This window comes from Streptomyces sp. CB01373, from assembly GCF_002803075.1.
Taxonomy (GTDB): domain Bacteria; phylum Actinomycetota; class Actinomycetes; order Streptomycetales; family Streptomycetaceae; genus Streptomyces.
This window is the reverse complement of record NZ_NNBK01000006.1, coordinates 63,551-88,472: the sequence shown is the minus strand read 5'-3', so window position 1 is coordinate 88,472 and position 24,922 is coordinate 63,551. Positions and strand designations below refer to the sequence as shown.

Here is a 24,922-nt window from a genome sequence, read left to right as displayed (position 1 = left end):
TCCTCAGGGTGGAGTGGGGACGGGGGCTTTCTACGGGGCGGAGGGCTGGTCCCCCGGGTCCGCGGAGTGGTCGTGCGCGGAACGCAGCAGGGTGGCGGCGCCGCGGACGGCGGCGGTGTGCGGCGCCGCCACGGCCCTGAGGGGCGCGTGCAGCTTGCCGGTGAGGTGGTAGGTGATCTCGGGGCGCAGGGCGCCGCCCCCGGCCAGCAGCGCGCCCCGGCGCAGGGCGTCCACCGTGAGCGACGTACGGTCCTGCCGCAGCATCGCGGTCACCATGGTGGCCACCGCCTCGCAGATCTGCACCGGCGCGGCCGATTCGAGGTCGCTGGTGCCCAGCGCGGTGCGGCGCGCGTCGACGACGGCGCCCTCCGACAGCAGCACCACCTCGGTCAGATGCGCGCCGATGTCCACCACGAGCAGCGGGCGGGCCAGGTCCGCGCCCGCGGCCAGGGCGACGGCCCGCGCGCTGGGAATGGTCAGCACCTCGCGCGGCCGCAGCACCTCCACCGCCGTACGGGCCTCGTTGCGGAAGGCCACCCCGTCCAGTACCGGGGCGGTGAGGACGACCAGGGGGCGGGTGAAGCGGGGCAGGCGGTTGCCGAGCAGGCGGTCGAGCATCCGGGCCGTGCCCTCGGTGTCGATGATCGTGCCGCGCTGTATCGGATACACCGCCCCGGAGCCGGGGAACGTCACCGTGGGGACGTCCAGGACAAGCCCCCGCCCGGCGACCCAGGCGCGGGTGCGGGCACTGCCCATGTCGAGGGCGATGCCCCAGCCCTGGCGGCCCAGCGGCCACGGCCGGTGCCGGGTGGCCGCGGCGGCACGCGAACGCTGGGTGACGGTCACCGCCCTGCCTCCCTGACCTGCTGGCAGCGCGCGCAGTAGCGTGCCTGCGGCACTATCTCGAGGCGTTCCCGCGCGATGGGACGCCGGCACAGGTGGCAGCCGCCGTAGCCGCCCTCGTCCATGCGCGCCAGGGCCGCCTCGACGTCGGCGAGGACCATGCGGGCCGAGGCCGCGAGTTTCACACGGACCTCCACCTGCGAGGCGGCCTGCTGCTGGAGCACGGCGTCCGCGCGGGAGGTCGCGGCGGCCGAGATCTGCTCCAGCTGCTCCTGGCGGAACAGGCGCTGCTCGTCGAGGTTCGCGCGCAGCGCGGCGAGGTCCTCGGCCGTCAGGTGCGTGTCGCGGTCGCCGATGATCTGGTTGTTCACCGTTTCACCCCTCGGGCAGGGCGGAGGACGAAGGCAGGACGGACAGGCGGACGGTTCAGGCGGTACGGCGCCGGCAGCCGACGCAGTGCCCCGTGTACGGCAGGATCTCCAGGCGCTCCGCCGGTACCGGCTTGCCGCACTCCAGGCAGGACCCGTAGGTGCCGTCCTCGACGCGGGCGAACGCCTCGTCGATCTCCTTCAGCACCCGCATGATGGCCTCACGCTGGGAGGACATCAGGTGGTCGTCCGCCGTCTGCCCGGTCTCGCCGAGGGCTTCCAGCTGGACCAGCCGGGTCCCGCGGGCGTGTTCAAGGCGCCGGCGGGCCTCCTGAGCGGACAGGCGCTCGCGGGGTTCGGTCCGGGCGGCGTCGAGCGACATGGTCAGTGCCTTTCGTTGTGCAACGGGGGACGGGGGTCGGTCACACCTCAACCCTGGTCGAACCGGCCGCGGTTTCCCATCGGGTCCAGAACCCATTTGCGGCCGATCGGGGGATCCACTCGACCCGTGCATGGGTAGGCCGCACGGGGTGAAATGGGGACCGGGCCCCATCGCTTGCGGGAGCCGGCGGACGGCACACTGGCGTCAGGCCCGGTCGGGACCACAGGGGCCGCGGCTCGTCCGGGATGCGCGATGACCGACAGTAGAGGCAGACCGCATCACGTAAGGAGGCGTGACCCTGGTGTCCCTGTTCTGGCGGATCTTCGGGCTCAACGCCGTGGTGCTGGGCTCGGCCACCGCGCTGCTGCTGTGGGCCCCGGTGACCGTGTCGGTGCCGGTCGTGCTGACCGAGGCTGTCATCCTGGTGGGCGGCCTGGCCGTCATGCTGGTCGCCAACGCCGCCCTGCTGCGCTGGGGACTGGCGCCCCTGGACCGGGTGACGAAGCTGATGACCACCGTGGACCTGCTGCGCCCCGGCCAGCGGCTGCCCGAGCAGGGCGGCGGCGAGGTGGCGGAGCTGATCCGCACGTTCAACGCCATGCTCGACCGGCTGGAGAACGAGCGGGCCACGAGCAGCGCCCGGGTCCTGCTCGCCCAGGAGGCCGAGCGGCGCCGTATCGCGCAGGAGCTGCACGACGAGGTGGGCCAGAGCATGACCGCGATCCTGCTCGCGCTCAAGCGGGCCGCTGACGAGGCGGACGCGCCGCTGCGCGACGAACTGCTCCAGGCGCAGGAGATCACCCGGGGAAGCCTGGACGAGGTCCGCCGGCTGGTGCGCCGGCTGCGGCCCGGGGTCCTGGACGACCTCGGTCTGGTCGCCGCGCTGACCTCGCTGACCACCGACTTCGCCACCCACACCGGGCTGCAGGTGGTGCGCCGCTTCGACACCGACCTGCCCGCCCTGGAGCCGGAGACGGAGCTGGTCCTCTACCGTGTCGCCCAGGAGAGCCTGACAAACGTGGCCCGGCACGCGGACGCCGAACGGATCGAGGTCAGCCTGCGGCACACCGACGGCGCCGTGGAGCTGGCCATCACCGACGACGGGCGCGGCATCAAGGCGGCGCACGAAGGCGCCGGCATACGCGGCATGCGTGAGCGGGCCCTGCTCATCGGGGCCGGCCTCGACATCGCCCCCACCCCCACGGCCGGAACCGAGGTCCGGCTGACCGCGCCCGTCGTTCCCAGGAAGCAGACCTGACCATGTCCGAGCCGACCACGATCCGCATCCTGCTCGCCGACGACCACGCGCTGGTACGCCGGGGAGTGCGGCTCATCCTCGACCAGGAACCGGACCTGGAGGTGGTCGCCGAGGCCGGTGACGGCGCGGAGGCCATCGAGATGGCCCGCACCCACGACATCGACCTGGCCGTGCTGGACATCGCGATGCCCCGGCTGACCGGCCTCCAGGCCACCCGTGAACTGGTCGCGCTCAAGCCGGACCTGCGGATCCTGATGCTCACCATGCACGACAACGAGCAGTACTTCTTCCAGGCGCTGAAGGCCGGTGCCAGCGGGTACGTGCTGAAGTCCGTCGCCGACCAGGACCTCGTCGCCGCCTGCCGGGCGGCGATGCGGGACGAGCCGTTCCTGTACCCGGGCGCGGTGACCGCGCTGATCCGCAACTACCTGGACCGGGTCCGCCACGGCGAGGAGACCCCGGACCAGGTGCTGACGCCCCGCGAGGAGGAGGTCCTGAAGCTGGTCGCCGAGGGGCACTCCTCGAAGGAGATCGGCGAGATCCTCTTCATCAGCATCAAGACCGTCCAGCGGCACCGCGCCAACCTGCTCCAGAAGCTCGGGCTGCGCGACCGCCTGGAGCTCACCCGCTACGCCATCCGGGCCGGTCTGATCGAGCCCTGACCGCCCGCCCACGACCACCCGGGGTCCCGGCTGTCCACTCCCCGGCCGGGGTCCCGGGTACGACATCCGCGTCCGCTCACGAGTGCCACACGAAAGGGGACGGTGCATGCACCCAGCGCCGAGCACCGACCCCGCCTCCCGTGCCCTGGCCTTCCTGACGGCCGCACTGCTCGCCCTCCTGGCGGTCTTCACCACCGGCAGCCCCCCGCCACTGCCCACCCCTGCCCCTGCCGCGGCGGCCTCCGTCGCGGACCTCGAGCCCGGACAGCACTCCGGCTCCGCGCCCGGCGACGGCCGCCCCGGCACCGACGAGCGTCCGGTGGACGCTCCGCACGCCGGGCAGGGGTGCACCGTCGTGTGCTCGGCGCAGGACGGGACCCGGCAGGAGTTCCACGGGGACCGGCCCGTCGCGCACGGGCAGTTCGCCACCACCGAGGACGTCACGGACGTCCCCCTCCCCGCACCCGGGCGGACGCGTCCCGTCCCGGTGACCGTGGCCGCCCGCACGGTGCACGTGGTGCAGGACGGCGGCCGGGCGCCGCCGCGGACCTTCGGCATCTGACGCCCCCTTTTCGCCCCTTTCGTCCCTCGACCGCCGTGACCGCGTCGGCCGCAGTCGCGGCGTGCCTGCCGGAGGCCTCCGTTGACCCCCAAGACACGCACGAAACGCACGAAACGCACATCCCGGTGGAGAGCGCTGTTCGCCCTCGCCGTGATCGCCCTGTCCGTGTACATCACCGCCACCGTTCCCGTCCGACTCGGGCTCGACCTGCGGGGCGGTACCCAGATCGTCCTGGAGACCCGCTCCACCGCGACCACCAAGGCCGACCGCGAGGCCACCGACCGCGCCCTGGAAGTGCTGCGCGGCCGGGTCGACGCGCTCGGCGTCGCCGAACCGACCCTCGTCCGCTCGGGCAGCAACCGGATCATCGTCGAGCTGCCCGGCGTACAGGACCCGAAGAAGGCGGCCGACGTGCTCGGCCGTACCGCCCAGCTGACCTTCCACCCGGTGGTCGGCGTCGCCGACAGCGCCGAGGACCCCGCCAAGTCCGAGCCGGAGGCCTCGAAGAAGCCCGACGCCTCGACGAAGCCCGAGACCTCGAAGGAACCCGAGGCGTCCAAGGAACTCGTGCTGCCCGACGAGTCCGGGCAGAAGCTGCGCCTCCAGGACAGCGCCATGACCGGCAGGGACGTCAAGGGCGCCCAGGCACGCTTCGAGCAGGAGACGGGCGCCGGCTGGACCGTCACCGTCGACTTCGACAAGGCGGGCCGGTCCTCATGGGCCAAGCTGACCAGTGAGGCCGCCTGCCGCCAGGTCGGCGACCCCGCGCGCCGGGTCGCCATCGTGCTCGACGACCGGATCATCTCCTCCCCGCAGGTCGCCCCGTCCGTCGCCTGCGGCACGGGCATCGCCGACGGCTCCACGCAGATCACCGGCTCCTTCGACGACGCCGAGGCCCGCGAGCTGGCGCTGCTCATCAACGGCGGCGCCCTGCCCGTACCGGTCGAGACGGTCGAGCAGCACACCATCGGCCCCACCCTCGGCGCCAGCGCCATCGAGGCCACCGCCTGGGCCGCGGTGATCGGCACCGCCCTGACGATCCTGTTCATCGTCACCGTCTACCGCCTCACGGGCTTCCTCGCGGCCGTGGCCCTGCTCTGCTACGGAGTGATCTCCTACGCCGCCCTGGCCGCCCTCGGCGCCACCCTGACCCTGCCGGGCCTGGCCGGTTTCGTCCTGGCGATCGGCATGGCCGTGGACGCCAACGTGCTCGTCTTCGAACGAGCGCGTGAGGAGTACGCCGGTATGCACCGGCCGAGCCCGCGCTCGGCCCTCACCGCCGGATTCCGCAACGCCTTCAGCGCGATCGCCGACTCCAACATCACCACGCTGATCGCGGCCGGACTGCTGTTCTTCCTGTCCACCGGCCCGGTGCGCGGCTTCGCCGTCACCCTCGCCATCGGTGTCGCCGCGTCCATGATCAGCGCGCTGGTCATCACCCGGGTGCTCGCCGAGTTCGCCGTGGACCGTGCCTGGGTGCGCCGCCGCCACCTGTTCACCGGCCTGGCGACCACCGGGCGGGTCCGCGATCTGGTCACGCGCCGCAACCCGGACCTGATGACCCACCCGCGTCGCTGGCTGGCCGTCTCCGCGGTCCTGCTGGTGCTCGCCGGCTCGGGCATCGCGGCCCGGGGCCTGAACTTCGGCCTGGAGTTCACCGGCGGCCGGCTGATCGAGTACACCACCACGACCCCCGTGAACCCCGACCGGGCCCGTACCGCCCTCGCCGACGCGGGCTTCCCCGGCGCGCTCGTGCAGTCGTCCAACGACAACGGCCTGACCGTGCGCACCGAGGACCTGACCGACGCCGAGGCCGCCAAGGTCACCGGGACCATCAGCGAACTGGGCGGCAAGACCGAGAAGGTCCGTGACGAGCTGATCGGCCCGAGCCTGGGCGAGGAACTGCGCCGCAACGCGCTCATCGCCCTCGGCGTCGCCCTCGGGGCCCAGTTGCTCTACCTCGCGGCCCGCTTCCGCTGGCTGTTCGGCACCGCGGCGGTCGCCGCGCTCGCGCACGACGTGGTCATCCTCGTCGGCGTCTTCGCATGGCTCGGCAAGCCCATCGACGGTGTGTTCCTGGCGTCCCTGCTCACCGTCATCGGCTACTCGGTCAACGACTCGGTGGTCCTGTTCGACCGCATCCGGGAACTGCTCGGACGCGACCGCAAGACATCGCTGGAGCAGATCACCAACCAGGGAATCCTGCAGACGCTGCCCCGCACGATCAACACGGGCATGGGCGCGTTGCTGATCCTGATCTCCCTGACGCTCTTCGGCGGGGACTCGCTGACCGACTTCGCGCTCGCCCTCCTCATCGGGCTCGTGGTCGGCACCTACTCCTCGGTGTTCACCGCCTCCCCGCTCGCCATCGAGCTGCACCGCCACCAGCGCGGCGGCCGGCGCCGCGGTCCGGGCGGCGGCTCGGGCAGCGGCTCGGGCGGTGGCAGGCCCGCACAGCGCGGCGCACCGGCGGCGCGGGTCTGAGGCCCGGACGGCGGGCGGCGGTGCACCCCGCCGCCCGCCGGAAATGGGTACTGCGACCGATGGCCGCCGCTTCCGCGCGCGGCCACGCTGGAGGGTCAGGAGGGGGGCCGTACGTCACCGCGGCCCCCCTCGTCACCGGCTCTTTTGCTTGAAGGGACCGTATCGCCGATGTCGTGGGAGACCACCAGCAGTGCCTCCGCGGCCGAGCGCCTGAGCGCGCACGATGCCCGGCAGCGCCTCGAACACGAGCGCAACTCCCGCCTCGCCCAACTGCGGGCCGTCCAGGAGAGCGAGGAGGGCGGTCAGGAGGCCGACGACCTCCTGACCGCGCAGAAGAACGCCCTGAAGCAAGCGCTGAAGGACATCGAGGCCGCCTTCGCGCGGCTGGACGGCGGCTCCTACGGGAACTGCGAGGACTGCGCCAAGCCCATCCCGGTGGAGCGGCTGGAGATCCTGCCGTACGCACGCTGCTGCGTGCCCTGCCAGCAGCGCGCCGGCTGATCCGTCCCCCACGCGGCGCTCCCCGCCGCGGCCCCTGCCGCCGCTGTGAGGCCGTCTGTGGCAACGCGGCGGCCTGGATTACGGTCCATACGGTTGTGCGCACGAGGTGGGGGAACTGCTAAGGAGCCGGACAGCGGTGCAGCAGCACAGCGGTGTGAGGGACACGAGGGGCACGAAGGGCACGAGGGAATGGCCGGAGCGTCCGGAACGTCCGGGGGGACCGGGGGACGCCGGGCGGCGGGACCGCGGACAGTGGGCCGTCCGGCCACCGGACGGCCCACCGGCGAACAGCGCGGCGACGGACGGCGGGCCGGCGGGCGACGCACCGGTACGGGTGCGTGATGTGGCGGTGCGGTTCGCGCGGTTCACCGTGCGGACGCTGCGCGCCGAGTGGCACGGCATCGTCGTCGACCCCGTACGGCGGTTGGCGCACCGGGGGCTTTCCGGGCTGGTGCTGGCCTTCGTGGCGGCCTTCGGCGTGGTCTTCTTCCACGCGGTGGCGCAGCGGCCGGCCGGGGAGGCGGTCGTACGGATCGCCGGCGGCGTCCAGGCCGACCTGCCACTCTGGCTGGCCCTGCTGCGCACCCCGGTGTCCCTGTACGTCCCGGCGCTCGACCTGCCGGTGTGGGCCGGCATCACCCAGCTGTTCCTCGCCTTCGCGCTGGCCGAACTCACCCTGGGCCGCGGCCGGACACTGTTCATCTCGTACGCGACCACCCTGGCCGGCACCCTGACCGTGCGGCTGATGATCGCGATCGGGCCCGGCTGGTGGGGGCTGGGGCTGCCGCCCGAGACCGGCCGGATCCTCGACACCGGCCCTTCGGCCGCCGTGGTGGGGCTGTTCACCTACCTGTCCGTGGTGCGGCGCGCCCCGGTCGTGTTCCTCCTGACCGGCGGCTCGATGGTGGTGGAGTCGATGGTCAAGCCCAACCTGGCCGGGCGTGAACACCTGATCGCGGTGGCCGCGGCGGTCGTCCTCGCGCTCTTCCACGGCCGCGGCCCTGGATGGCTGCCGCGCCGGGCTGCCGTACTGGTCCCGTGGCGGCGGATCCCGGTTCCGGCGGCTGCCCCGGCGGCTGCGGGTGCCCCGGCAGGCGCGCCGACAGGCCCGTATCCGCACCCCCGGCCGCCGCGTCCGCGACGCCACCCGGCCCTGCCAGGCGCGAACATCCGGGATTCCTCCTAAAATCACGAGGAACTCCACGGGGGAAGGGTGAGGGCCGATGGGCTGGATCTGGTGGGTGCTGATCGTCTTCTGGACCGGCGGTTTCGCCTGGCTCGGGGACAACATCCGCACCGCGCTGCGCAACCGGCACGAGCGCAAGCTCGAACTGATGGAGGCGGCGAAGGCGGAGCGGCTGGCCGTCGAGGCGGCGCACAAGCCGCCGGAGCCGGTGTGCGGGTGCACCCACCATCTGGCCAAGCACGACAAGAGCGGCCGGTGCCACGAGCGCGTCGAGGTGCCGACGGCCTGGGACGAGAACAAGAAGCCGCTGCGCTTCGAGCCGGGGCAGTGCAACTGCCAGCAGTACGTGGGTCCGCAGCCGCTGTCGCAGGTGTACGCCGACGAGCTGACCGACCGGGCCTGACGGCCCGGCCGGTCGGGGTGCCGGGAATCCGTGCAGGAGCGTCACACAGGCTGCACACAGTCCATCGCGAGCCTTGTTAGCGTGACTGGCCGCTCGGCAGGCCTAGTCAGGAAGACCGGATGGACTACTGCTCCACGTGCCGTAGGCACCTCAACGGCGCCCTGGTGTGCCCCGGTTGCGGTGCGTACGCACCGGACATAGCACCGGACCTCACGGCGCCCCTCACGACCGATACAGCGACCGGGACCGCGGCCGTTTCCGCGACGGCTCTCGGTGCCGGCGTCGCGGCGGGCGGGGCCGCGGGCTCCGCTCCGGGCCTCGCACCCGTCGGCAACCCCGCCGACGTTCCCGGCGACACGCCCACGGGGCTTCCCGCCGACGTGTCGGACGCACCGTCACGGCAGCGGCCCGGGCGGGCGGCGCGGCGCCGCCAACTGGCCCGCTGGAAGAAGACCCAGCGCAGGGCCCTGGTGGCCACCGCCGTCGCCCTCGTCGGGGGCGGCCTGACCGTCGCCTCGATGGACCGGCACTCCACCGACCGCACGCAGGCGGCCCCGGCACCGGAGGTCCCGCACACGGGCACCGTCGGGGACAGCCGGCCGGCGCAGCCCGGCGACCCGGCCGCGACGCCCTCGGACGCCCGGCAGACCTCACCCGCGGCCGGTGGCCGGCACCAGCGGTCGGCGCCGCGCGGCACCACGCCGCAGGACGTACGCCCGGACGCCGCCGTTCCCCGCACGGCGCAGGACCCGTCGGCACCCTCCGACGTGCCCGCGGCGGCGGCCCGGACAGAGCCGTCCGCCCCGCAGCAGGGCGCCACGGCACCGGACGCCGGCAGCTCCGCCTCCGCCGACCGGCCGGCCCAGTCGGTTCCGGCGGACCGCTCGGCCCAGTCCGGGCAGTCCGGGCAGTCCGGGCAGTCCGGGCAGTCGGCCTCGCGGTCCTCCTCGACGGCGACCCAGCGGACGGCGCCCGGGTCCACCGCGTCCGACGGCACCGCCCAGCAGACCCCGCAGACGAGCCCCACGGACAACCCCAAGTCGCCGTCCCACCTCTGCCTGCTCGTGGTCTGCCTCGGCTGAGGCCTCCCGTCAGTCGTCGAAGCTGGCGAAGTACGCCGCGGCCATGTCCTCGTCGGCGTGGCCGCGCGCTGCGGCGCGGGCGAAGCGTTCGGCGCTCGCGGCGGCCACGTCGAGGCGGACGCCGTGGGCCTCGCCCGCCTGGACGATCAGGCGGGCGTCCTTCTCCGCGGTGGCCACCGCGAAGCTCGGGGGCAGGTACGCGTCGTCGAGGATGACGCCGGCCTTGGCGTGCAGGTAGCCCATGTCGAGCGGGCCGTCGGCGATGAGGTCGAAGAAGCCCTGGGGGTCCACGCCGAGCCCCTTGGCCAGGGCGAGCGCCTCCCCGGTCGCCGCGGTGGCCGCGACGACCCAGCTGTTGGCCACCAGCTTCAGCCGGGTGGCGGTGGCCGCCGCGGCGTCCTCGCCTGTCCACACCGTGCGGGAGCCGACCGCCTCGAACACCGGCGTCACCGTCTCCCGGCCCTCGGCGGGCCCCGCCGCCAGCACGGTCAGCCGGCCCGCCTCGGCGGGCTGCCGGGTACCGAGCACCGGGGCGTCGTAGAGGACCAGGCCGTGCTCGTCGGCGAGGGCGGCCAGCTCACCGGCCGCCTCCAGGCCGACCGTGGTCGACTGCGCCCAGACCGTGCCCCTGCCCAGCGCGGGTGCGGCCTCGCGCATGACCCGGAGCACCGTGCCGCCGTCGTAGAGCATCGTCAGGATCACGTCGGCGTCGCGCACCGCCTCGGCGGGGGTGCCGGCGACGTGCGCGCCGTCGGCGGCCAGGGGCTCGGCCTTGGCCCGGGTGCGGTTCCACACCCGGACGGTGTGTCCGGCCTTCGCGAGGTTGCGGGCCATCGCGGAGCCCATGATCCCGGTGCCCAGGACGCCCACGGTACGGGTGTCGGTCATGTCGTCCTCCTCCTGGCTCCTCCTGGTCGATGCGGCGGGCAGCCCGCGGGGCCGCACGGGTGCCACGGAGGGGCGGGTACCCGTACCCGGCGGTTCGCTTCCCGCCACCGCCTCGTGCCGGCGTGCCGCTACCGGGTCAGGCCATCCAGAAGAAGACCGCCGTCATGCGCTTGTCCTCCAGGCTCCCGCCGCAGTAGCCGGTCGCGCTGTGCACGAGGTTGGCGTGGTAGAGGAGCAGCCGGTTGGCCTTGTGCGGCACGCGGACGTCCTCCTCGAAGGCGTCCGGCGCGACGAACCGCGTGCCCAGGGCCTCGACGAGGTTCTGGTGCGGGGGCTGCACGACGTTGCCGCCGAGCCGGCCGCCGGGCAGACGCTGCCGGTAGAAGCTGGTCCCGCAGTCCTTGGGCGCCGAGGGGTTGAGATAGAGGACGGCGGCGTACCGGCACAGCGCCCGCGAGTCGGTGTGCGGCCTCGGTTCACTCTCGCCCTCGCCCACCACCTGGACGCAGTTGTGGTTGAGGGTGCCGCCGCCCGGCGCCTGCTGCACCCACAGCTCCTTCGCCCCGGTCGCCTTCTTCACCAGCCGCTCGACACGGGCGAGTTCGGACGGCTCAAGACCGGGCATGGTCCGCAGTCCGGGCCAGGTCTCGGAGGTGTACGGGTAGCCCTTCACCCAGTCGTCCGCGGCCAGGCAGCGCTGCCGTACGGCGTCCGCGTCGGGCAGGACGTCGTCCAGCACCCAGTAGTCACGGCCCTTGGTGGGCTTGCGGTAGGGCAGGACGGGGAGCGCGGTGGGCACACCGCGGGGCTGTGGGGGCATGCGGCCGAATGTAGGGCGGGCTTTCCCCAGAGCTCTCCCCGCAACGGGTCAACATTTCGTCAACCTTGATGTATGAAAGGGGACTTGGACGCGACCGCCACCACGGAATGCCGAACTGCTCACCCGCGTGAGGAGTCTCACGTCGTGTTCGATATTTTTTACCGAATCAAAAGGTTCTTCGGGCTTCCCGGCCCGTACATGTGGGTGTTCGAACCGCCCACGGCGGGACCTTGACCGGGCAGGAGGCACGGTGCGCTTTTCGCGGAACGCGACGGGAACTCTTTTCGTGGGCGGGGCGCTCAGTCTGACCCTGGTCGCGCTCGCCTACCCGGGCATGCTGGGCCTGGAGAAGGTCTCCAGCGACGGCTCCCGGGTCATCTCCCAGACCCAGTGGGGTCCGCTGACGGAGGCGGACCGGGACTTCGTGGTCAAGGTGCGCGCGGCCGGGCTGTGGGAGTACCCCGTGGGCGAGATGGCGGTGAAGAAGGGGACCACCAAGGAGGTCGTCAGGGCCGGCGAGCACCTGATCGACGGGCACGCGGCGCTGGACGTCAGCTGCCGCAGGATCGCGCCCCTGCTCAACATCACGCTGCCGAACGTGGCCAGCCCCCAGCAGCAGGGCTTCGTCACCCAGCTCGCCGGGGACGACGGCAAGCAGTTCGACTCCGACATGGCCAACATCCTGCGCGTGACGCACGGCTCGATCTTCAACACCATCGCGAAGATCCGCTCCACCACCAAGAACGACCTGGTCCGCGAGCTCGCCAACCAGGCCAACGCCACCGTCCTGGACCACATCACGGTCATGGAGGACACCGGCCTGGTCAACTTCGACCAGGTGCTCTTCATGCAGACGACCCCGCCCAAGCTGCCCAACTCGGACCTGACCCCGCCGCCCCCCTCCGGCGGACAGCCCGAGGTCGTGCTCACCCCGCCGCCGAACGCCACGTCGAGCCCGCTCGTGCTGCCCGGCGACCCGAGCCCCAGCCCGGCGGCGGGCTGAGCAGGAACCCGCGCGCGGGAGGAAGCCCGCGCGCGGGGCCCCAGACGCCGCGAGCCCGGCATGGTCCAAACGAGAGGCCCTACGCGAGCCACACGGTGGTGTCCGGGTCCAGCCGGCGCCCCGTGAGGGGCGAGCTGCTCAGCAGCACCTCCCCCGGCGGCAGCGGCACGGCGCGGTCCGACAGGTTGGTGACGCACCGCCGGCCGCCGGAGCGGGCGAACGCCAGCACCCCGGCCGGGCCGTCCTCCACCCAGGTCAGCGACTCGCCCTCCAGCAGCTTGCGGCGCAGCCTGAGCGCCGAGCGGTACAGCTCCAGGGTCGAGCCCTCCACTCCGTCCTGCGCCTCGACGGCGTACGCGGCGAACCCCGGCGGCTGCGGCAGCCAGGCGGCGGCGGGTCCGAAGCCGTGCGACTGTCCGGTGCTGGTCCACGGCAGCGGCACCCGGCAGCCGTCGCGGCCCTTGCGGGTGTGGCCGGTCTGCTCCCACACCGGGTCCTGGAGGACCTCGGCGGGCAGGTCGGCGACCTCCGGCAGCCCCAGCTCCTCGCCCTGGTAGAGGTAGGCGGAGCCGGGCAGCGCCAGCATCAGCAGCGTCGCCGCGCGGGCGCGCCGCAGCCCCGCGGCCTCGTCGACGGCCGGGACGCGGCCGCCGGACAGCAGCCAGGCGTTCTCGTCGGTGCCGGGCGGGAGCATCAGGCGCGAGGTGTGCCGTACGACGTCGTGGTTGGACAGCACCCAGGTGGCCGAAGCACCCGCGGCCCGCGCGGTGGCCAGGGACTCGGTGATGACCTGCCGCAGCTGCTCGGCGTCCCATCCGGCTTGCAGATACTCGAAGTTGAAGGCCTGGCCCAGTTCGTCGGGCCGGGCGTACAGCGCGCGCCGGGCACCCGGCACCCAGGCCTCGGCGACCGCCGTGCGCGGCGGGGAGTAGGAGTCGAGGATCCGCCGCCAGTCACGGTAGATCTCGTGCACCTCGTCCCGGTCGTAGTACGGATGGCTGCCGGGCGGCACGAGCAGCAGCGCGCCCTCGCCGGTGGCGCCGATGTCCCCGACGTCCCGCAGCGGCTCGTCGAGGTCCTTGGCGAGCGCGTGCGCCACGTCGACGCGGAAGCCGTCCACCCCGCGGTCGGCCCAGAACCGCAGCGTGGTGCGGAAGTCGGCGCGCACCTCCTCGCTGCCCCAGTTCAGGTCCGGCTGCTCGGGCGCGAACAGGTGCAGGTACCACTGCCCGTCCGGCACCCGCCGCCAGGCGCTGCCGCCGAAGACGGACGGCCAGTCGGTGGGCGGGAGTTCGCCGTGCGCGCCGCGGCCGTCGCGGAACACGTAGCGGTCGCGGGCCGGGGATCCCGGGCCGGACCGCAGCGCCTCCTGGAACCAGGGGTGCAGGCGGGAGGTGTGGTTGGGGACGAGGTCCACGATCACCTTCAGGCCCAGGCGGTGCGCCTCGGCGGTCAGGGCGGCGAAGTCGTCCAGGGTGCCCAGGCGCGGGTCGACGTCGCGGTGGTCGGCGATGTCGTAGCCGCCGTCGGCCAGCTCGGAGGGGTAGAAGGGGCTGAGCCACACGGCGTCCACACCGAGGGCGGCGAGGTGCGGCAGCCGCCCGGTGATGCCGCGGAGGTCGCCGAGCCCGTCCCCGTCGGAGTCGGCGAAGCTGCGGGGGTAGACCTGGTGGACGACGGCCTGCCGCCACCAGTCCGGGTTCCTGGACGACAGGTCGGACGCGGTGTCCTGCGGGGAGTCGTGCGTGGTGGTGTGATCGGTCACGCGGTCTCCTCTTCGGTGCGTACGCGGACGTACGGATGCCTGCGGGCGAGACGAGAACTCTGTCCACAACTCTGTAAGTCTGTCCACATGGCCCGAAAAGTGAACACCGGCCGCACGGCGGAACGAGTCGCCCCCTATGTGACACAAGTGTGATGAAGGCGTGAAGTCCCTTTGTGGCCCGGCAGATTGACAGGCTCAGTCGCACGCACGAGCATGACCTGACACTGTGGCGCATGTGACCGATGGGCCCGCTGTCCTCTTCGGCCTTCCGTCGGCCCGTCCCGGTCCGTGCCATTGCCCCGCGACCAGCCACCTCGCGCACGAGCAAGATGGGATCCGTATGTCCATAGCCAGTCGTGTCTCCGCCGCCCGCCTGCTGGGAACGGGCGTAGCCACGCTCGCCCTGTGCGCGGCCTCCGTCGCCGCCGCCTCCGGTGCCTGGGCCCACAGCGCGCCCGGCGGCGAGGGCTGGAAGGACGGCGGCCGCTACCAGCCCGGCACCGGCGCCGGCACGGTCACCGAGAGCGACCGCTGCCAGTTCTCGCTGGACGGCAAGAACTTCTTCGACGCCGTCAAGGTCGACGACCAGAACCTGCGGCCCACCGAGGACGGCAAGGTCCACGTCAAGGTCCGCACCGCGCACGACGCCACGACCTGCACCGCCTCCCTGGCCTCCTACCTCGCCCACGGCGCGACCTTCGCCAGCTCCGGCGAGCAGGTGTTCGTCGACTTCGACACGGTGACGGTCAAGCGGGGCCAGACCGACTCCCTCGACATCGCCGTCCCGGACGCGGGCTGCTTCGCCCAGGTCGACCTGTACCGCGGCGCGGTCAAGTTCGACGGCAAGAAGGACGCGAACGACGGCTTCGAGCACGGCGACCTGCCCAAGGGCCCGGACCGCCCGGTCATCAAGGACAAGCTGATCGCGGCCTGGAACGGCGGCACCAAGGACTGCACGGCCGCCGAGGAGCAGCCCTCGTCCACGCCGTCCACGCCGGCCCCGTCCGAGTCCGAGTCCTCCGAGCCGTCGTCCCCGGCCGAGGAGCCGACGACTCCGGCCACCCAGAGCCCCGCCGAGACGGAGAGCCCGTCGTCGGCCCCGGCGACGCCGTCGGACGAGACCCCGGCCCCGTCGGCCTCCGAGTCCACCACCGCGCCGGCCCCCGCCCCGAACGGCGGCAGCGGCGACCTCGCCGAGACCGGCGGCGGCAGCAACACCGGCCTCATCGCGGGCAGCGCCGCGGTGCTGCTGGCGGGCGGCGCGGCGCTCGTCGTCGTCACCCGGCGCCGGGCGGCGAAGCAGTCCTCCTGACCCCCGCACCACGGCTCGCATGACGCCGGCCACCACGGCTTGCCGACGGTGGCCGGCGTCAGTGCAGTCGGCCTAGGCACCGGCCCCGGTGCCCTCGACGGTGGCCAGGTACAGCCGGACACACCGCTCGGCGTCGATGTCCAACGCCACGTCCACCAGGGTCTGTTCGCGGGCCTCGCCGTGCAGTTCCGCCTCGCCCGGCCGCGGGCGCCGGTCGACGACCGTCTGCCCGCGGGCCGGGCCCGGCGCGAGGTTCACCTCCACCGGCAGCCGGTGGGTGGTCAGTCCCTCCGGGTCGGCCACCGAGCACACCGTGCCCGCGTCGCCGAGCCCGCCGAACGGGACGTCGTCGCCGGTGACCGGCTCGCGGTGGGACAGCAGCCGTCCGGCCAGCCGGGCGCCGGGCTCCTCGCGCCCGCACAGCCGCCGTACGTCCGCCTCCGGCACGAGCACCCGCTGGAACACGTCGAGCCCGTACATCGTGATCGGCACCCCCGCGGTGAGCAGGACGGCGGCGGCCTCCGGATCGTGCCAGACGTTGAACTCCGCGACGGGCGTGGCGTTTCCGGTGCCCACCGCGCCGCCCATGAACACGATCCGCTCGATGTTGCGGGTGACCTCCGGGTGGGTGCGCAGCAGCAGGGCGATGTTCGTCAGCGGTGCCGTCGGTATCAGGGTGACCGGGCGGTCGCAGGCCAGAATCTCGCGGCGGAGCAACGTCACCGCGTCCACGTCGACGGGCCGACGGGCCGGCGCGGGCAGCCCGAGGTCGCCCATGCCGTCCTCGCCGTGCACATGGTGGGCGGTGCGCAGCGGTTCGAGCAGCGGCCGCTCGGCACCCCGCGCGACCGGCACGGCGGGAGCGCCCGCCGCCTCCAGGACGGTCAGCGTGTTCCGCACCACCTGGTCCACGTCCGTGTTCCCGGCCACGCAGGAGACCGCGCGCAGGTCGAGGCCCGGATGGCGGACGGCGAACAGCAGGGCGAGCGCGTCGTCGACGCCGGTGTCGCAGTCGATGATCACGGGCGTGGGCCGCGGGGTCACAGCGCGCTCCCTCCGTCGTACGGGATCCGTCGCACGTTCGCTCGCCATGGTCCGTCGTACGGGGCTTTCACCATCGTCACTTCTCCGGCCCGCCACCGCGCGCCCGCCCCCGGTGGCGCCGCTCACCCGGACGGACCGGCGCGCTGGTGGCCGGGGCCGCCCGGTGGTGCCGTGGGAGGAACGCCGCCGCCCGGACGCCAGGTCCGCAGTGCGGGTCCCGTCCGTCTGGAGGCCTCCATGTCCCGTACCCCGGCCCATGTCCTGGCCGCTTCCGCGCTCTGCGCGGCCGCCCTGCTGACCGGGGCCGCCTGCACCGCCGGGCAGTCCGGCCGGACCGTCCACGCCCCCGCGCCGCCGGCCACCCGCCGGCCCGGCCCCGCCGCCGCGGCACCGGCCGCGGCGCTCACGGAGGACCAGGCGCGGGCCGCGCTGCTGACCCAGGCCGACCTCGGAGCGGGGTGGGCGCCGACCCAGGGCGCGGCGACCTGGCGGGACGGCATGCTCAAGGCGCAGGCCGACAGCTCCGAGTGCGGGCGGCTCCTCGACGCCCTCTACACCGAGGAACCCTTCGGCGCCCCCTCGGGCGCGCACGCGGTGGCCGCCTACGACGACGGCGAGAACGAGGCCCAGCTGCGCCACCAGGTGCTCGCGCTGCACGCCCCGGACGTGGACCGCGTCCTCGCGTGGCTCAGGACGATGCCGCAGACCTGCGCGGACTTCTCCGCCAGGACCACCAACTCCGGCGTCCTGGACGTACGGGTCGCGAACCTCGCCCTGCCGGACACCGGCGACGCCCGCCAGGGCCTGCGCCTCACCCTCACCGACGAGTCGTCCGCGGACACGCTCACCGTGGACCTCGCCACGGTACGCGTCGGCGACGACGCGATCGTCCTCACCAACGGCACCCTGGGCAGGCCCGTGCCGAACGCCACCGAACAGGCGGTCCAGCACGCCGTGGACCGCCTGACGACGGTGCAACGCAAGGCCCGTGCCCAGGCCTGAGCCAGACAGAAGACCCTAGGGCCTCTCGTGTGGCTCAGGCCGGGCTCGCGGGCCCTGGCACCGCTCCCCCAAGCTCTTCGAGCAGGGGGCACCCCCAGCCGCGTTGTCGTCGGTTGGCAGGGCTCCGCCCTGCCGCCCTCCTCCGCCTTGCGATCCACGGCACCAGACCCCGCTCCCTGATCCGGGCTGAGCCGAACGAAAGACCCTAGTCCTCGTCGAATCTCATCCGGTGCGTGATCACCTCGTGGGCCACGTCGAGTGCCGTGCGGCCCTCCGCGAAGGCGTGGGCGCGCAGCAGCGCGAGCGCCTCGTCGGCGCCGACGCCGAGCTGGGCCATGATCATGCCGATGGCCTGGTAGACCTCGTCCTGTTCGGCGGCGACCACGCTCAGCCAGGACGCCTCCACGGCGTCCTCATCGTCCTCGTCGTCCAGGGGCAGGGACATCAGGGCCAGCGTCATCACACCGGCCACCAGCCGCGCGGTGTGCAGTTCCCGCCCGCTGAGCTCGTGCGGGGCGTCGCCGTACAGGTCGAGCGTGCCCACGCAGACGGCGTCGTCGCCCAGCGGAACGGAGTACACGGCCCGGACGCCGGCCTCGGCCGCCTGCTGGGCGAACACCGGCCAGCGCCGGGCGTCGCGGCCCGCGGTCAGGTCGGAGGCCAGCACGGGCGCACCGGCCTCCGCCGCGTACAGCGAGGGCCCGTCGCCCAGGGTGGCCTGGATCTCGGCCAGGCGGGCGGCCGCCGGGTCGCTGGCGCCCATCCGCATGGGCATGCCGTTGCCGCGCAGCGAGACGCTGGCGCCGGTCACCGGCAGCAGTTCCACCGCGACCGCGCACAGCCGGCGCGGGATCTCGGCGGCCGGTACGCCCCGCACGCCCTCGGCGATCACGTCGGCGACGTCCAGCGGGCCGCCCGTACGGCCCTCTTCGCGTGGCGTCCCGCCGGAACGTTCCGGGTGGCCTTCGCCCCGGTCCGCCGGGCCGTCCCGGCCGGGTTCCTCGTCCGGGACGCCGAGGCCGTCGTCCCTGGACCGCACGGCCACCGCCTCCTCACGTCATCGGCGCGGCCGTCGTCGCCCGTCCGCGCACCTCGCCAGGACCGGACGCACCCGCACACGCCGAACGAGGAGAACCGCACGTACGCGCGTCCCCGGCCCGGGCACGCGGCGGGTACCCCCGGCCCATACCGGGAAACCGCCCGGAAATCGCCCCCGGATGACGCGATCCGCCCAGGCCACGGCTGTCACAGCGGCGGCTGCGCCGGGGCCGGGCCCAGGGTCGTGGTGCCGGGAGCGGTGCGGTGGCCGAGGCCGGTGCGATAGGCGTCCAGGGCGGCCTCCACACGGCCGGTGCGGCGCAGCAGGTCGCCGAGGAGGCGGCACAGGTCGGCCAGGTCACCGACGGCGCCCGCCCGCTCCAGCAGGCTCAGCGCCCGTACGTAGTGCTCCTCGGCGGCCTCGGTGTCACGGGCGTCCTCGGCGATGATGCCGAGCAGCCGGTGCGCGGCGGCGGCGTGCACGGCGCCCCGCTCGGGGGAGAGGTCGCCGAGGACGTTCCGCAGCAGCTCGGCCGCCTCCTCCGACTTGCCGCGCCGGTGCAGGACGTCGGCCAGCTCGACCGCGACCTGGCTGGTGTAGAGCGCGGCCCGCTTGGCGGACAGCATGGCCTGGGCGGCTCTCAACTCCTTTTCGGCGAACTCCAGTTCGCCGTTCTGGGCGCAGACGTAGCCGCGCATCCAGTGGCAGTTGGCGAGTTCGGTGCGCAGTTGGAGGGTCCGGTACAGCTCGGCGGCCTTGGCGAGCGAGGCGTCGGCCTCGGCGATACGGCCCTCGGCGAGCAGGGTGCGCGCCACCGACCGGTGCATCCGGGCCACCAGCGCGGGATCGCCGGCCTGCGGGGCAAGCGCGAGCGCGAACTCGGCGGCCTGGGCCGCCCGCGCGTGCGCCCCCATGTCCATGTACGGCCCGATGACACCGGCGTAGAGCAGCAGCAGCGCGTCCGGGTCGTGCAGCCCGCCCCGGTTGAGCTCGTCGAGGGTGGACTCCATCAGGTAGACGGCGTACCGCAGCTCCCCCGCCAGGTAGTGGGAGACGGCGCGGCCGCGCAGCGCGGGGACGCGGGCGGGCAGCGGCGCGTCGGCGAGTGCCTGCTCCGAGCGTTCGAAGAACTGGCGGCCGCTCTCCAGCTCGCCGGTCTCCAGGGCGCATTCGCCGAGCCCGAGCAGCGCCTCGGCCTGGACGTCGACGAGTTCGTGCTCCTCGGCCTCCGCCAGCAGCCGGGTGTACTGCTCGGCCGCCTTCTCGGACTCCCCGGTGGCGAGCGTGCGCCGGGCCTCGGTCAGCCTCAGACGCAGGTCGGTGGCGAGATGGGCGGGGCGTCCGGTGGCGAGCTCGTCGAAGGCGACCCCGAGCCGCTCGGCGACGTGCCTGAGCGCATCGTCGGAGGGCCGGACCCGGCCCGCCTCAAGCGTGGAGATGTACGCGGGGGTGTACGCCGGCTCCGCCAACTGCCGCTGGGTCAGGCCCTGTTCTCGCCGTAGCCGCTGCACCCTGCGCCCGATGGTCTCCGGGTCGTCCCGCTTCGCCATGCGCTTCATCATGCCAGCAAGCCGCCTGGTGACGAGCCGTGCAGGACTGACCCGGGGTCAGCACCGGACCTTACGCCCAGCGACCCCCAACTCACCCTGGCGGCCTTTCCGTTCGGCCTTTTCACCCCCTACGTTGGAGACAGCGTTAAACGCGCTTAATCCATCACTGTCGTTGCGAGGTCGGTTGCCGTGCTCGGACGCACTGTCGCGCGCCAAGGACACTTCTCCGCACGTTGCGTCAGAGGATTCGGCGCGGCCCTCATAGCCGTGGCCGCCCTGATCGCGGCGGCCAACGCCGGACCGGTGGCCTCGTCCGACCCGGTCCCCGCCCCGCAGGCCGTGCAGACCCGCTAGCGGTGTGACCGGAAAGGTTTGCCGGAAAGCTCGCGGCGTCCGGTGCGGTGCATCGCAAGGCGGAGCATCGCCCGTGTACTGGATGTACTCGGGTGATGCGACAACGCGGCGAGGTGCCGTGCCGGGCGTCGCGAGCCGGTGAACCTTTCCGGTCACAGCACTAGCGGCCCGAGGCGGTCTTTCGGAGTGCTCGCGCTCAGCCTGGCAGGGCCCGGCGCAGCGCCTCGTCGAGCCGGCCGGCCAGCACCGCGTCACTGGGCGGATCGTCGGTGAACAGGGCGCCCAGCTCGGCGGTGAAGGTCTGGGTGAACGCCCCGTAGAGCGGGGTGCGCGGGCGGGAGACCGCCCGCTGGAGGGCGGGCAGCAGGATGCCGCGGGCGTAACCGGGACGGCCGGCCGCGTCGCGGGGCACGCGGTCGGTGCTCTCGCCGGTGGGCGAGGCCGACGGCGAACCGCCCGAGCCCGAGGGGGCCTCGCAGCGGACGTGGTCGTCGGTGTACGCCGACGTACGGGTGGCGGCGAAGCCCGCGTCCAGCAGGCAGCGTTCGCTCTGGGGGCTGGTGAGGAACGTGATCAGCTCGGCCGCCTTCCCGGCCCGCTGCGAGGACCGGGTCACCGCCAGGTTCTGCCCGCCGAGCACCGCCCTGCCGGGCAGCCGGGCCACGCCGAGCTGCTGCTCGGTGAAACTCTGGTGCAGCGTGCCGTAGGCGTACGGCCACTGCCGCAGGAAGGCGGTGCGGCCGTTCTCGAAGTCGCTGAGCGAGGACGCCTCGTCGGAACTCAGGGCGCTGTCCAGGGTGTACGGCTTGTCGGTGCGCCGGCGCAGCTCCGCGATGCCGTCGGTCAGCTCCCGCAGATCGCCGCTGTAGCGGCCGGAGGCGTCGGTGAGCGCGAAGTCGTCGGTCACCGAGGCGAACGCCTCCACGGCGTTGACCGTACGGCCCTCGTAGGCGGCCAGTTGCGTGGTCCAGAGCTTCTCGTACCCCTTGGGCGGGCGCGCGTCGAGGGTGTCGCCGAGCCCGAGCAGGTCGTGCCAGGTGCGGATCGCGTCCGGGTCGGTCCGCTGGACGCCCGCCCGGCTCAGATAGTCGCGCCGGTAGTAGAGCAGACCGACGTCGCTGTTGAACGGCACCGCGTACACCTTGTCCTTCCAGCGGGCGGTGCCGGCCACGGACTCGATGACGTCGCCGTCGACGGCCTCGTCGGACAGCCGCGTGACCAGGTCCGCCTCGGCGAACTCCGGCACCCAGGTGACGTCCAGGTTGACCACGTCGTAGTGGGCGCTGCCCGACTGGAGCGCGCCCAGCAGCTGGCTGCGCTGCTGGTCGGCGGAGCCCGGCAGTTCCACGAGCCGGGCGTGGTAGCCGGAGTCCTGCTGTTCCTGCTGCCGGTTCCAGGCGTCGATGAGCTGCTGGCGGACGCCGTTCTTGCCGGTCACGTCCCGGCCGCTGGCCACCACGATGTCCCCGGGCACGTCGGCGGCGGGCGTCTGCCCGTCCCGTGGCCCGCCCCCGGTGCAGGCGGTGGCCGCGAGCAGCGGCAGCACCAGCAGCCGGGCGAGCGTCACGGCCGGTCGTCGTGCCATCAGTGCTCCCCCGTCCCCACTCGGGCGACCTCGTCGCGCAGGCCCCGGCCGGGATCGTCGCCCGCGTCCAGACAGCGGCCGCCGCTCGCCTCGGCGATCCGGGCGTCCGGCCGGTCCGCGTCGCAGGAGCCGCTGACCAGGGACACCATGTCCACCGGCACCTTCGCCTTCCGCGCCCGGGCCAGCACCTCGTCCAGGTTCTTGCCGGTCAGCCGGTTGTTGTCCTCGTCGTCGGTGATGTAGACGATCAGCTGCGGCCGCTGGTCGTCGTTGCCGCGCCCTGCCATGTCGTCCAGCGCGTCGAGCAGCGCCGCGTGCGGGTCGGCCTCGGCGTCGCGCACCCGCGCCTCGGTGTCGACGACGTGTTCGGCGTCAGCGCGGCGGTGGTGCCCGTAGGGAAGCAGCTCCTGGTGGGACCGGTCGCCACCGGCGCCGTAGACCGCCCACACCCCGTAGTCGTCCTGGGCGCCGAGCCCGCCCAGGGACTGCTTCAGGATGCCGGGGCCGCCGCTGGGCCCCAGCCACCGCGTGTTCATCGAACCGGAGCTGTCGAGGAGGTAGAGGACCCGGCCGGGGCCGTGGGCGCTGCGGTACCGCGTGAGGGCGTCCTCCATCTCCGTCCCGTGGGCCGCGCCCGGCAGCGGGCTGGGGCCGCGCAGCACGCCCGCACCGACGTGGTCCGTGTCGAGCAGCCGGTGGCCGGATTCCGTCGCCGACCGGAAGCCGGCGGCGGCGAACGCGGCCAGGCCGTCCTCTCCGGTGAGCCAGGTGCGGAAGCGGCCGACGGCGTCGTCCCGCACCGCCGCGTCCAGGTCGCCGCCCTCCCAGCGGACCCGCACGAAGGTGGGTGTCAGCGCCGGTACGTCGACGGGGTACTCGGCGGTCCGCGGCACGCGGGTCTTCCGCGCGCAGCCCACGCCGCTCCTGAGCAGGAACTCCGGGACGAGCGCGGCGGTGCGGCCGTCCGCGGCGCGGTCGGCCGGCAGCGCGCACAGCAGCGCGGCGGCGGTCGGCGAGGGCGGTCCCGCGGGGCGCACGCGCTGCTCGGCGGCGCGCGAGTCGGTGGTGGAGCCGTACAGGCCGATGGTCGCCAGCAGGGCGGAGTCGGTGAACTCCGGGTCCGGTCGCAGCACTCCGGCGTTGCGGTCCTGCTTCGTCAGGTTCGCGGTCAGCCGGGACAGCGGCAGCCCGACGCGCTCGTCGAGCCGGGCCCCGGCGAGGTCCTGCGGCACGGCGAGCACGACGGGCGAGTACACGAACGGCGCCTCGTCCGGATGGAGTTCGACGTAGCTGCGGGTGGTCCAGTCGGTGGCGACCCGGGCCGCCCCGGTGCCCGAGGCGGGGATCCACACGTCCGGCTGCGGCCCGATGTCCCGCTGGGGGTTGGTGTCCTCCACGCGGGGTTCCTGCCAGGCGTCGCTCTCCCGGCGCAGCGCGGTGACCGTGGCGGTCGCGCCCGCGCTGTAGACGGTGATGCCGCTGCGGCGGCAGCCGTGCCCGGTGGTGTTGGCCCGCGAGGTCAGATAGGCGTCCGCGGCGGCCCGTACCGTCGGTTCCAGGTCGGGGTCGGTCAGCAGGCGCAGTTCGAGCGGCGGCGCGCAGGAGTGGCCGCCGCCGGGCCCGACGAGTTCGTAGCCGCCGGCACCGAGCGCGGCAAGCGCGAGCGCCAGCAGCGCGCTCACCACGACCCGGGTCCTGGTGCGCAGTCCGGCGAACCAGCCGATCACGGCACGCGTCCGGGCGCGCAGCGCGGCGAGCAGGTCCACCAGGAAGCGGACCGGGCTCCCCGTGCCGGCCGCGGGCTCGGAGCCGGACCGCCCGTCCGGCGGCCCGGTGGGCGGCGGCTGTTCGGAGGACTGCGCCGAGGGCGCGGGCTCCTCGGACGACTGCGCCGGGTCCGATGGGGTCGGGGACGGCTGCTCCAACCCGTCGTCCTGTTCCTGCCCGCCCTCCGGCCCGTCTTCCTGCTCGCCCTTCCGCCCGTCCTCCCGCCCGTCCTCTCGCGCCGTCAGCAGCACGTCCATACCCGGCTCGGCGGCGGACTGCGGCTCCCACAGGTCCCCGAGCGGGGTCCTGCGGCCTGCTTCGGCCATCTGCCCGCGCAATTGGTCGGACAGCTCCACAAAGGACAACTCCTCGTCAATGTCGAGGAGTTGCACGAGTTCTTCGGTGAACGGGGTGGCTCTCGTGCCGTCGCCCGAGTCGATGAGCCGGTTGGCCTGCACGCTCATCAGCAGCAGGATCCGGTGCCGGCGGTCGGCGAAGTCGTGCCACACCTTGGCGGCGTTACCCGCGTAGCAGCAGTCGAGGATCACCACGATCCGCTCGGCCTGGCTCCCGGCGAGCACGGTGAGCACCCCGGTGAACGCGTCCGCGCCCGGGAACACGGCCCGGCCGCCGGCGACCACGCGCGCGTTGCGCATCTGGAGGAACAGCTCGTTGCCCGCGCTCGGCACGGCGCCGTGCCCGGCGAAGTAGCACAGCAGCAGCCCCTCGGCGTCCTGGGCGGCGGTGCGCAGCGCCTCGCTGAACTGGTCCAGGGACGGCGAGCGCAGGACGGTGATCCCGTCCCGCCCGCCGCCGTCCTCCTGCCCGCCGCCGTCCTCCTGCCCGCCGCCGTCGCTCTGCCCGCCGTCGCCGTTCCGCGCGCCGTGCGCGCCGAAGATCCCGCCCCGGCGCAGCACGCCCTCCAGCCGCCTCAGGTTGTGCCGGACGGCCGGCAGTTGGCCGGGCACGCCCTCCGGATCGTCCGGCTGGGTGTGCTCGTACTCCTCCACACCGACCAGCAGCGCCCGGTTCACCCGCCCCCGCGGGTCGAAGCGGTCCACG

At 73.7% G+C, this 24,922-nt stretch carries 23 protein-coding genes; 12 read left to right on the top strand and 11 right to left on the bottom strand.

The genetic code is table 11. The features are described 5' to 3' along the window. Positions 1-30 precede the first annotated feature (30 nt). From CG719_RS10925 to CG719_RS10915, 3 genes are read right to left on the bottom strand one after another with little or no spacing between them, the layout of a single operon-like run. The gene (locus CG719_RS10925; RefSeq protein WP_376493360.1) at positions 31-873 is read right to left on the bottom strand and encodes a rod shape-determining protein; all 843 of its coding nucleotides are present in this window, start codon (positions 871-873) and stop codon (positions 31-33) included. Beyond that, positions 843-1,214 (bottom strand): TraR/DksA family transcriptional regulator, encoded by a 372-nt coding sequence (locus CG719_RS10920; protein ID WP_100568363.1) that lies wholly within the window; start codon positions 1,212-1,214, stop codon positions 843-845. The genes CG719_RS10925 and CG719_RS10920 overlap by 31 nt, the downstream gene beginning before the upstream one ends. A 55-nt stretch (positions 1,215-1,269) precedes the next feature. Beyond that, the gene (locus tag CG719_RS10915) at positions 1,270-1,593 is read right to left on the bottom strand and encodes a TraR/DksA family transcriptional regulator (protein ID WP_100568362.1); all 324 of its coding nucleotides are present in this window, start codon (positions 1,591-1,593) and stop codon (positions 1,270-1,272) included. Between the two features lie 301 nt (positions 1,594-1,894). On the opposite strand from CG719_RS10915, the gene CG719_RS10910 reads away from it, so the two are divergent. From CG719_RS10910 to CG719_RS10870, 8 genes are all read left to right on the top strand, one after another. Then, the gene (locus CG719_RS10910) at positions 1,895-2,851 is read left to right on the top strand and encodes a HAMP domain-containing sensor histidine kinase (RefSeq protein ID WP_100568580.1); all 957 of its coding nucleotides are present in this window, start codon (positions 1,895-1,897) and stop codon (positions 2,849-2,851) included. 2 nt (positions 2,852-2,853) lie between these two features. Next, positions 2,854-3,513 (top strand): response regulator, encoded by a 660-nt coding sequence (locus CG719_RS10905; RefSeq protein ID WP_100568361.1) that lies wholly within the window; start codon positions 2,854-2,856, stop codon positions 3,511-3,513. A gap of 106 nt (positions 3,514-3,619) precedes the next feature. After that, positions 3,620-4,075 carry a hypothetical protein gene (locus CG719_RS10900; RefSeq protein WP_100568360.1) on the top strand — a complete coding sequence of 152 codons (456 nt, stop codon included), beginning with the start codon at positions 3,620-3,622 and terminating at the stop codon, positions 4,073-4,075. Between the two features lie 81 nt (positions 4,076-4,156). After that, positions 4,157-6,559 (top strand): protein translocase subunit SecD, encoded by a 2,403-nt coding sequence (secD, locus tag CG719_RS10895; RefSeq protein ID WP_100568359.1) that lies wholly within the window; start codon positions 4,157-4,159, stop codon positions 6,557-6,559. A 168-nt stretch (positions 6,560-6,727) separates the two neighbouring features. Next, a complete protein-coding gene (locus CG719_RS10890; protein ID WP_100568358.1) occupies positions 6,728-7,060 on the top strand; it encodes a TraR/DksA family transcriptional regulator in 333 nt (110 codons plus the stop codon). A 343-nt stretch (positions 7,061-7,403) separates the two neighbouring features. After that, positions 7,404-8,246: a hypothetical protein gene (locus CG719_RS10885; protein ID WP_234375516.1), complete on the top strand. Its 843-nt coding sequence runs from the start codon at positions 7,404-7,406 to the stop codon at positions 8,244-8,246. A 37-nt stretch (positions 8,247-8,283) separates the two neighbouring features. Continuing rightward, positions 8,284-8,649 (top strand): hypothetical protein, encoded by a 366-nt coding sequence (locus CG719_RS10880; RefSeq protein ID WP_100568357.1) that lies wholly within the window; start codon positions 8,284-8,286, stop codon positions 8,647-8,649. A gap of 119 nt (positions 8,650-8,768) precedes the next feature. Further along, positions 8,769-9,731 carry an SCO2400 family protein gene (locus CG719_RS10870; RefSeq protein WP_442802720.1) on the top strand — a complete coding sequence of 321 codons (963 nt, stop codon included), beginning with the start codon at positions 8,769-8,771 and terminating at the stop codon, positions 9,729-9,731. Positions 9,732-9,740: 9 nt separating this feature from the next. Here CG719_RS10870 and CG719_RS10865 read toward each other — a convergent pair whose 3' ends face one another. Together CG719_RS10865 and CG719_RS10860 are read right to left on the bottom strand one after the other, a co-directional pair. Beyond that, complete coding sequence (locus CG719_RS10865; protein ID WP_100568354.1) at positions 9,741-10,619, bottom strand: NAD(P)-dependent oxidoreductase; 879 nt, start codon at positions 10,617-10,619, stop codon at positions 9,741-9,743. 136 nt (positions 10,620-10,755) lie between these two features. After that, positions 10,756-11,439: a DUF6445 family protein gene (locus CG719_RS10860; RefSeq protein ID WP_100568353.1), complete on the bottom strand. Its 684-nt coding sequence runs from the start codon at positions 11,437-11,439 to the stop codon at positions 10,756-10,758. 286 nt (positions 11,440-11,725) lie between these two features. On the opposite strand from CG719_RS10860, the gene CG719_RS10855 reads away from it, so the two are divergent. After that, complete coding sequence (locus CG719_RS10855; protein ID WP_100568352.1) at positions 11,726-12,442, top strand: DUF4142 domain-containing protein; 717 nt, start codon at positions 11,726-11,728, stop codon at positions 12,440-12,442. Positions 12,443-12,521: 79 nt separating this feature from the next. Here CG719_RS10855 and CG719_RS10850 read toward each other — a convergent pair whose 3' ends face one another. Then, positions 12,522-14,207 carry a glycoside hydrolase family 13 protein gene (locus tag CG719_RS10850; RefSeq protein ID WP_100568351.1) on the bottom strand — a complete coding sequence of 562 codons (1,686 nt, stop codon included), beginning with the start codon at positions 14,205-14,207 and terminating at the stop codon, positions 12,522-12,524. Positions 14,208-14,547: 340 nt separating this feature from the next. Here CG719_RS10850 and CG719_RS10845 point away from each other — a divergent pair, with 340 nt between their 5' ends. Further along, a complete protein-coding gene (locus CG719_RS10845) occupies positions 14,548-15,519 on the top strand; it encodes an LAETG motif-containing sortase-dependent surface protein (protein WP_100568350.1) in 972 nt (323 codons plus the stop codon). Positions 15,520-15,591: 72 nt separating this feature from the next. Here the strand turns inward: CG719_RS10845 and CG719_RS10840 are convergent, their stop codons facing one another. Further along, positions 15,592-16,563, bottom strand: coding sequence for a nucleoside hydrolase (locus tag CG719_RS10840; RefSeq protein WP_234375515.1), 972 nt, complete (start codon positions 16,561-16,563; stop codon positions 15,592-15,594). Between the two features lie 237 nt (positions 16,564-16,800). Between CG719_RS10840 and CG719_RS10835 the strand changes: the two genes are divergently transcribed. Further along, positions 16,801-17,565 carry a hypothetical protein gene (locus CG719_RS10835; protein WP_159024842.1) on the top strand — a complete coding sequence of 255 codons (765 nt, stop codon included), beginning with the start codon at positions 16,801-16,803 and terminating at the stop codon, positions 17,563-17,565. Between the two features lie 205 nt (positions 17,566-17,770). Here CG719_RS10835 and CG719_RS10830 read toward each other — a convergent pair whose 3' ends face one another. Both CG719_RS10830 and CG719_RS10825 read right to left on the bottom strand, forming a co-directional pair. After that, complete coding sequence (locus CG719_RS10830) at positions 17,771-18,610, bottom strand: GAF and ANTAR domain-containing protein (protein WP_100568347.1); 840 nt, start codon at positions 18,608-18,610, stop codon at positions 17,771-17,773. A gap of 200 nt (positions 18,611-18,810) precedes the next feature. Beyond that, positions 18,811-20,154 carry a helix-turn-helix domain-containing protein gene (locus CG719_RS10825; RefSeq protein ID WP_100568346.1) on the bottom strand — a complete coding sequence of 448 codons (1,344 nt, stop codon included), beginning with the start codon at positions 20,152-20,154 and terminating at the stop codon, positions 18,811-18,813. A 189-nt stretch (positions 20,155-20,343) separates the two neighbouring features. Here CG719_RS10825 and CG719_RS35790 point away from each other — a divergent pair, with 189 nt between their 5' ends. Then, on the top strand, positions 20,344-20,508 hold the full coding sequence (locus CG719_RS35790) for a hypothetical protein (protein ID WP_199836613.1): 165 nt from the start codon (positions 20,344-20,346) through the stop codon (positions 20,506-20,508). A 196-nt stretch (positions 20,509-20,704) separates the two neighbouring features. Here CG719_RS35790 and CG719_RS10820 read toward each other — a convergent pair whose 3' ends face one another. Together CG719_RS10820 and CG719_RS10815 are read right to left on the bottom strand one after the other, a co-directional pair. Then, a complete protein-coding gene (locus CG719_RS10820) occupies positions 20,705-22,093 on the bottom strand; it encodes an extracellular solute-binding protein (protein ID WP_100568345.1) in 1,389 nt (462 codons plus the stop codon). Further along, a complete protein-coding gene (locus CG719_RS10815; RefSeq protein ID WP_100568344.1) occupies positions 22,093-24,921 on the bottom strand; it encodes a caspase family protein in 2,829 nt (942 codons plus the stop codon). The genes CG719_RS10820 and CG719_RS10815 overlap by 1 nt, the downstream gene beginning before the upstream one ends. Position 24,922 lies beyond the last annotated feature (1 nt).

Bases quoted from the DNA above. Each gene is read 5' to 3' on its own strand.
- CG719_RS10905 (WP_100568361.1), top strand. From the start codon at position 2,854: ATGTCCGAGCCGACCACGATCCGCATCCTGCTCGCCGACGACCACGCG.
- CG719_RS10865 (WP_100568354.1), bottom strand. From the start codon at position 10,619: ATGACCGACACCCGTACCGTGGGCGTCCTGGGCACCGGGATCATGGGC.
- CG719_RS10825 (WP_100568346.1), bottom strand. From the start codon at position 20,154: ATGGCGAAGCGGGACGACCCGGAGACCATCGGGCGCAGGGTGCAGCGG.
- CG719_RS10835 (WP_159024842.1), top strand. From the start codon at position 16,801: ATGTCCCGTACCCCGGCCCATGTCCTGGCCGCTTCCGCGCTCTGCGCG.
- CG719_RS10870 (WP_442802720.1), top strand. From the start codon at position 8,769: ATGGACTACTGCTCCACGTGCCGTAGGCACCTCAACGGCGCCCTGGTG.
- CG719_RS10820 (WP_100568345.1), bottom strand. From the start codon at position 22,093: ATGGCACGACGACCGGCCGTGACGCTCGCCCGGCTGCTGGTGCTGCCG.
- CG719_RS10890 (WP_100568358.1), top strand. From the start codon at position 6,728: ATGTCGTGGGAGACCACCAGCAGTGCCTCCGCGGCCGAGCGCCTGAGC.
- CG719_RS10860 (WP_100568353.1), bottom strand. From the start codon at position 11,439: ATGCCCCCACAGCCCCGCGGTGTGCCCACCGCGCTCCCCGTCCTGCCC.
- CG719_RS10880 (WP_100568357.1), top strand. From the start codon at position 8,284: ATGGGCTGGATCTGGTGGGTGCTGATCGTCTTCTGGACCGGCGGTTTC.
- CG719_RS10900 (WP_100568360.1), top strand. From the start codon at position 3,620: ATGCACCCAGCGCCGAGCACCGACCCCGCCTCCCGTGCCCTGGCCTTC.
- CG719_RS10915 (WP_100568362.1), bottom strand. From the start codon at position 1,593: ATGTCGCTCGACGCCGCCCGGACCGAACCCCGCGAGCGCCTGTCCGCT.
- CG719_RS10845 (WP_100568350.1), top strand. From the start codon at position 14,548: ATGTCCATAGCCAGTCGTGTCTCCGCCGCCCGCCTGCTGGGAACGGGC.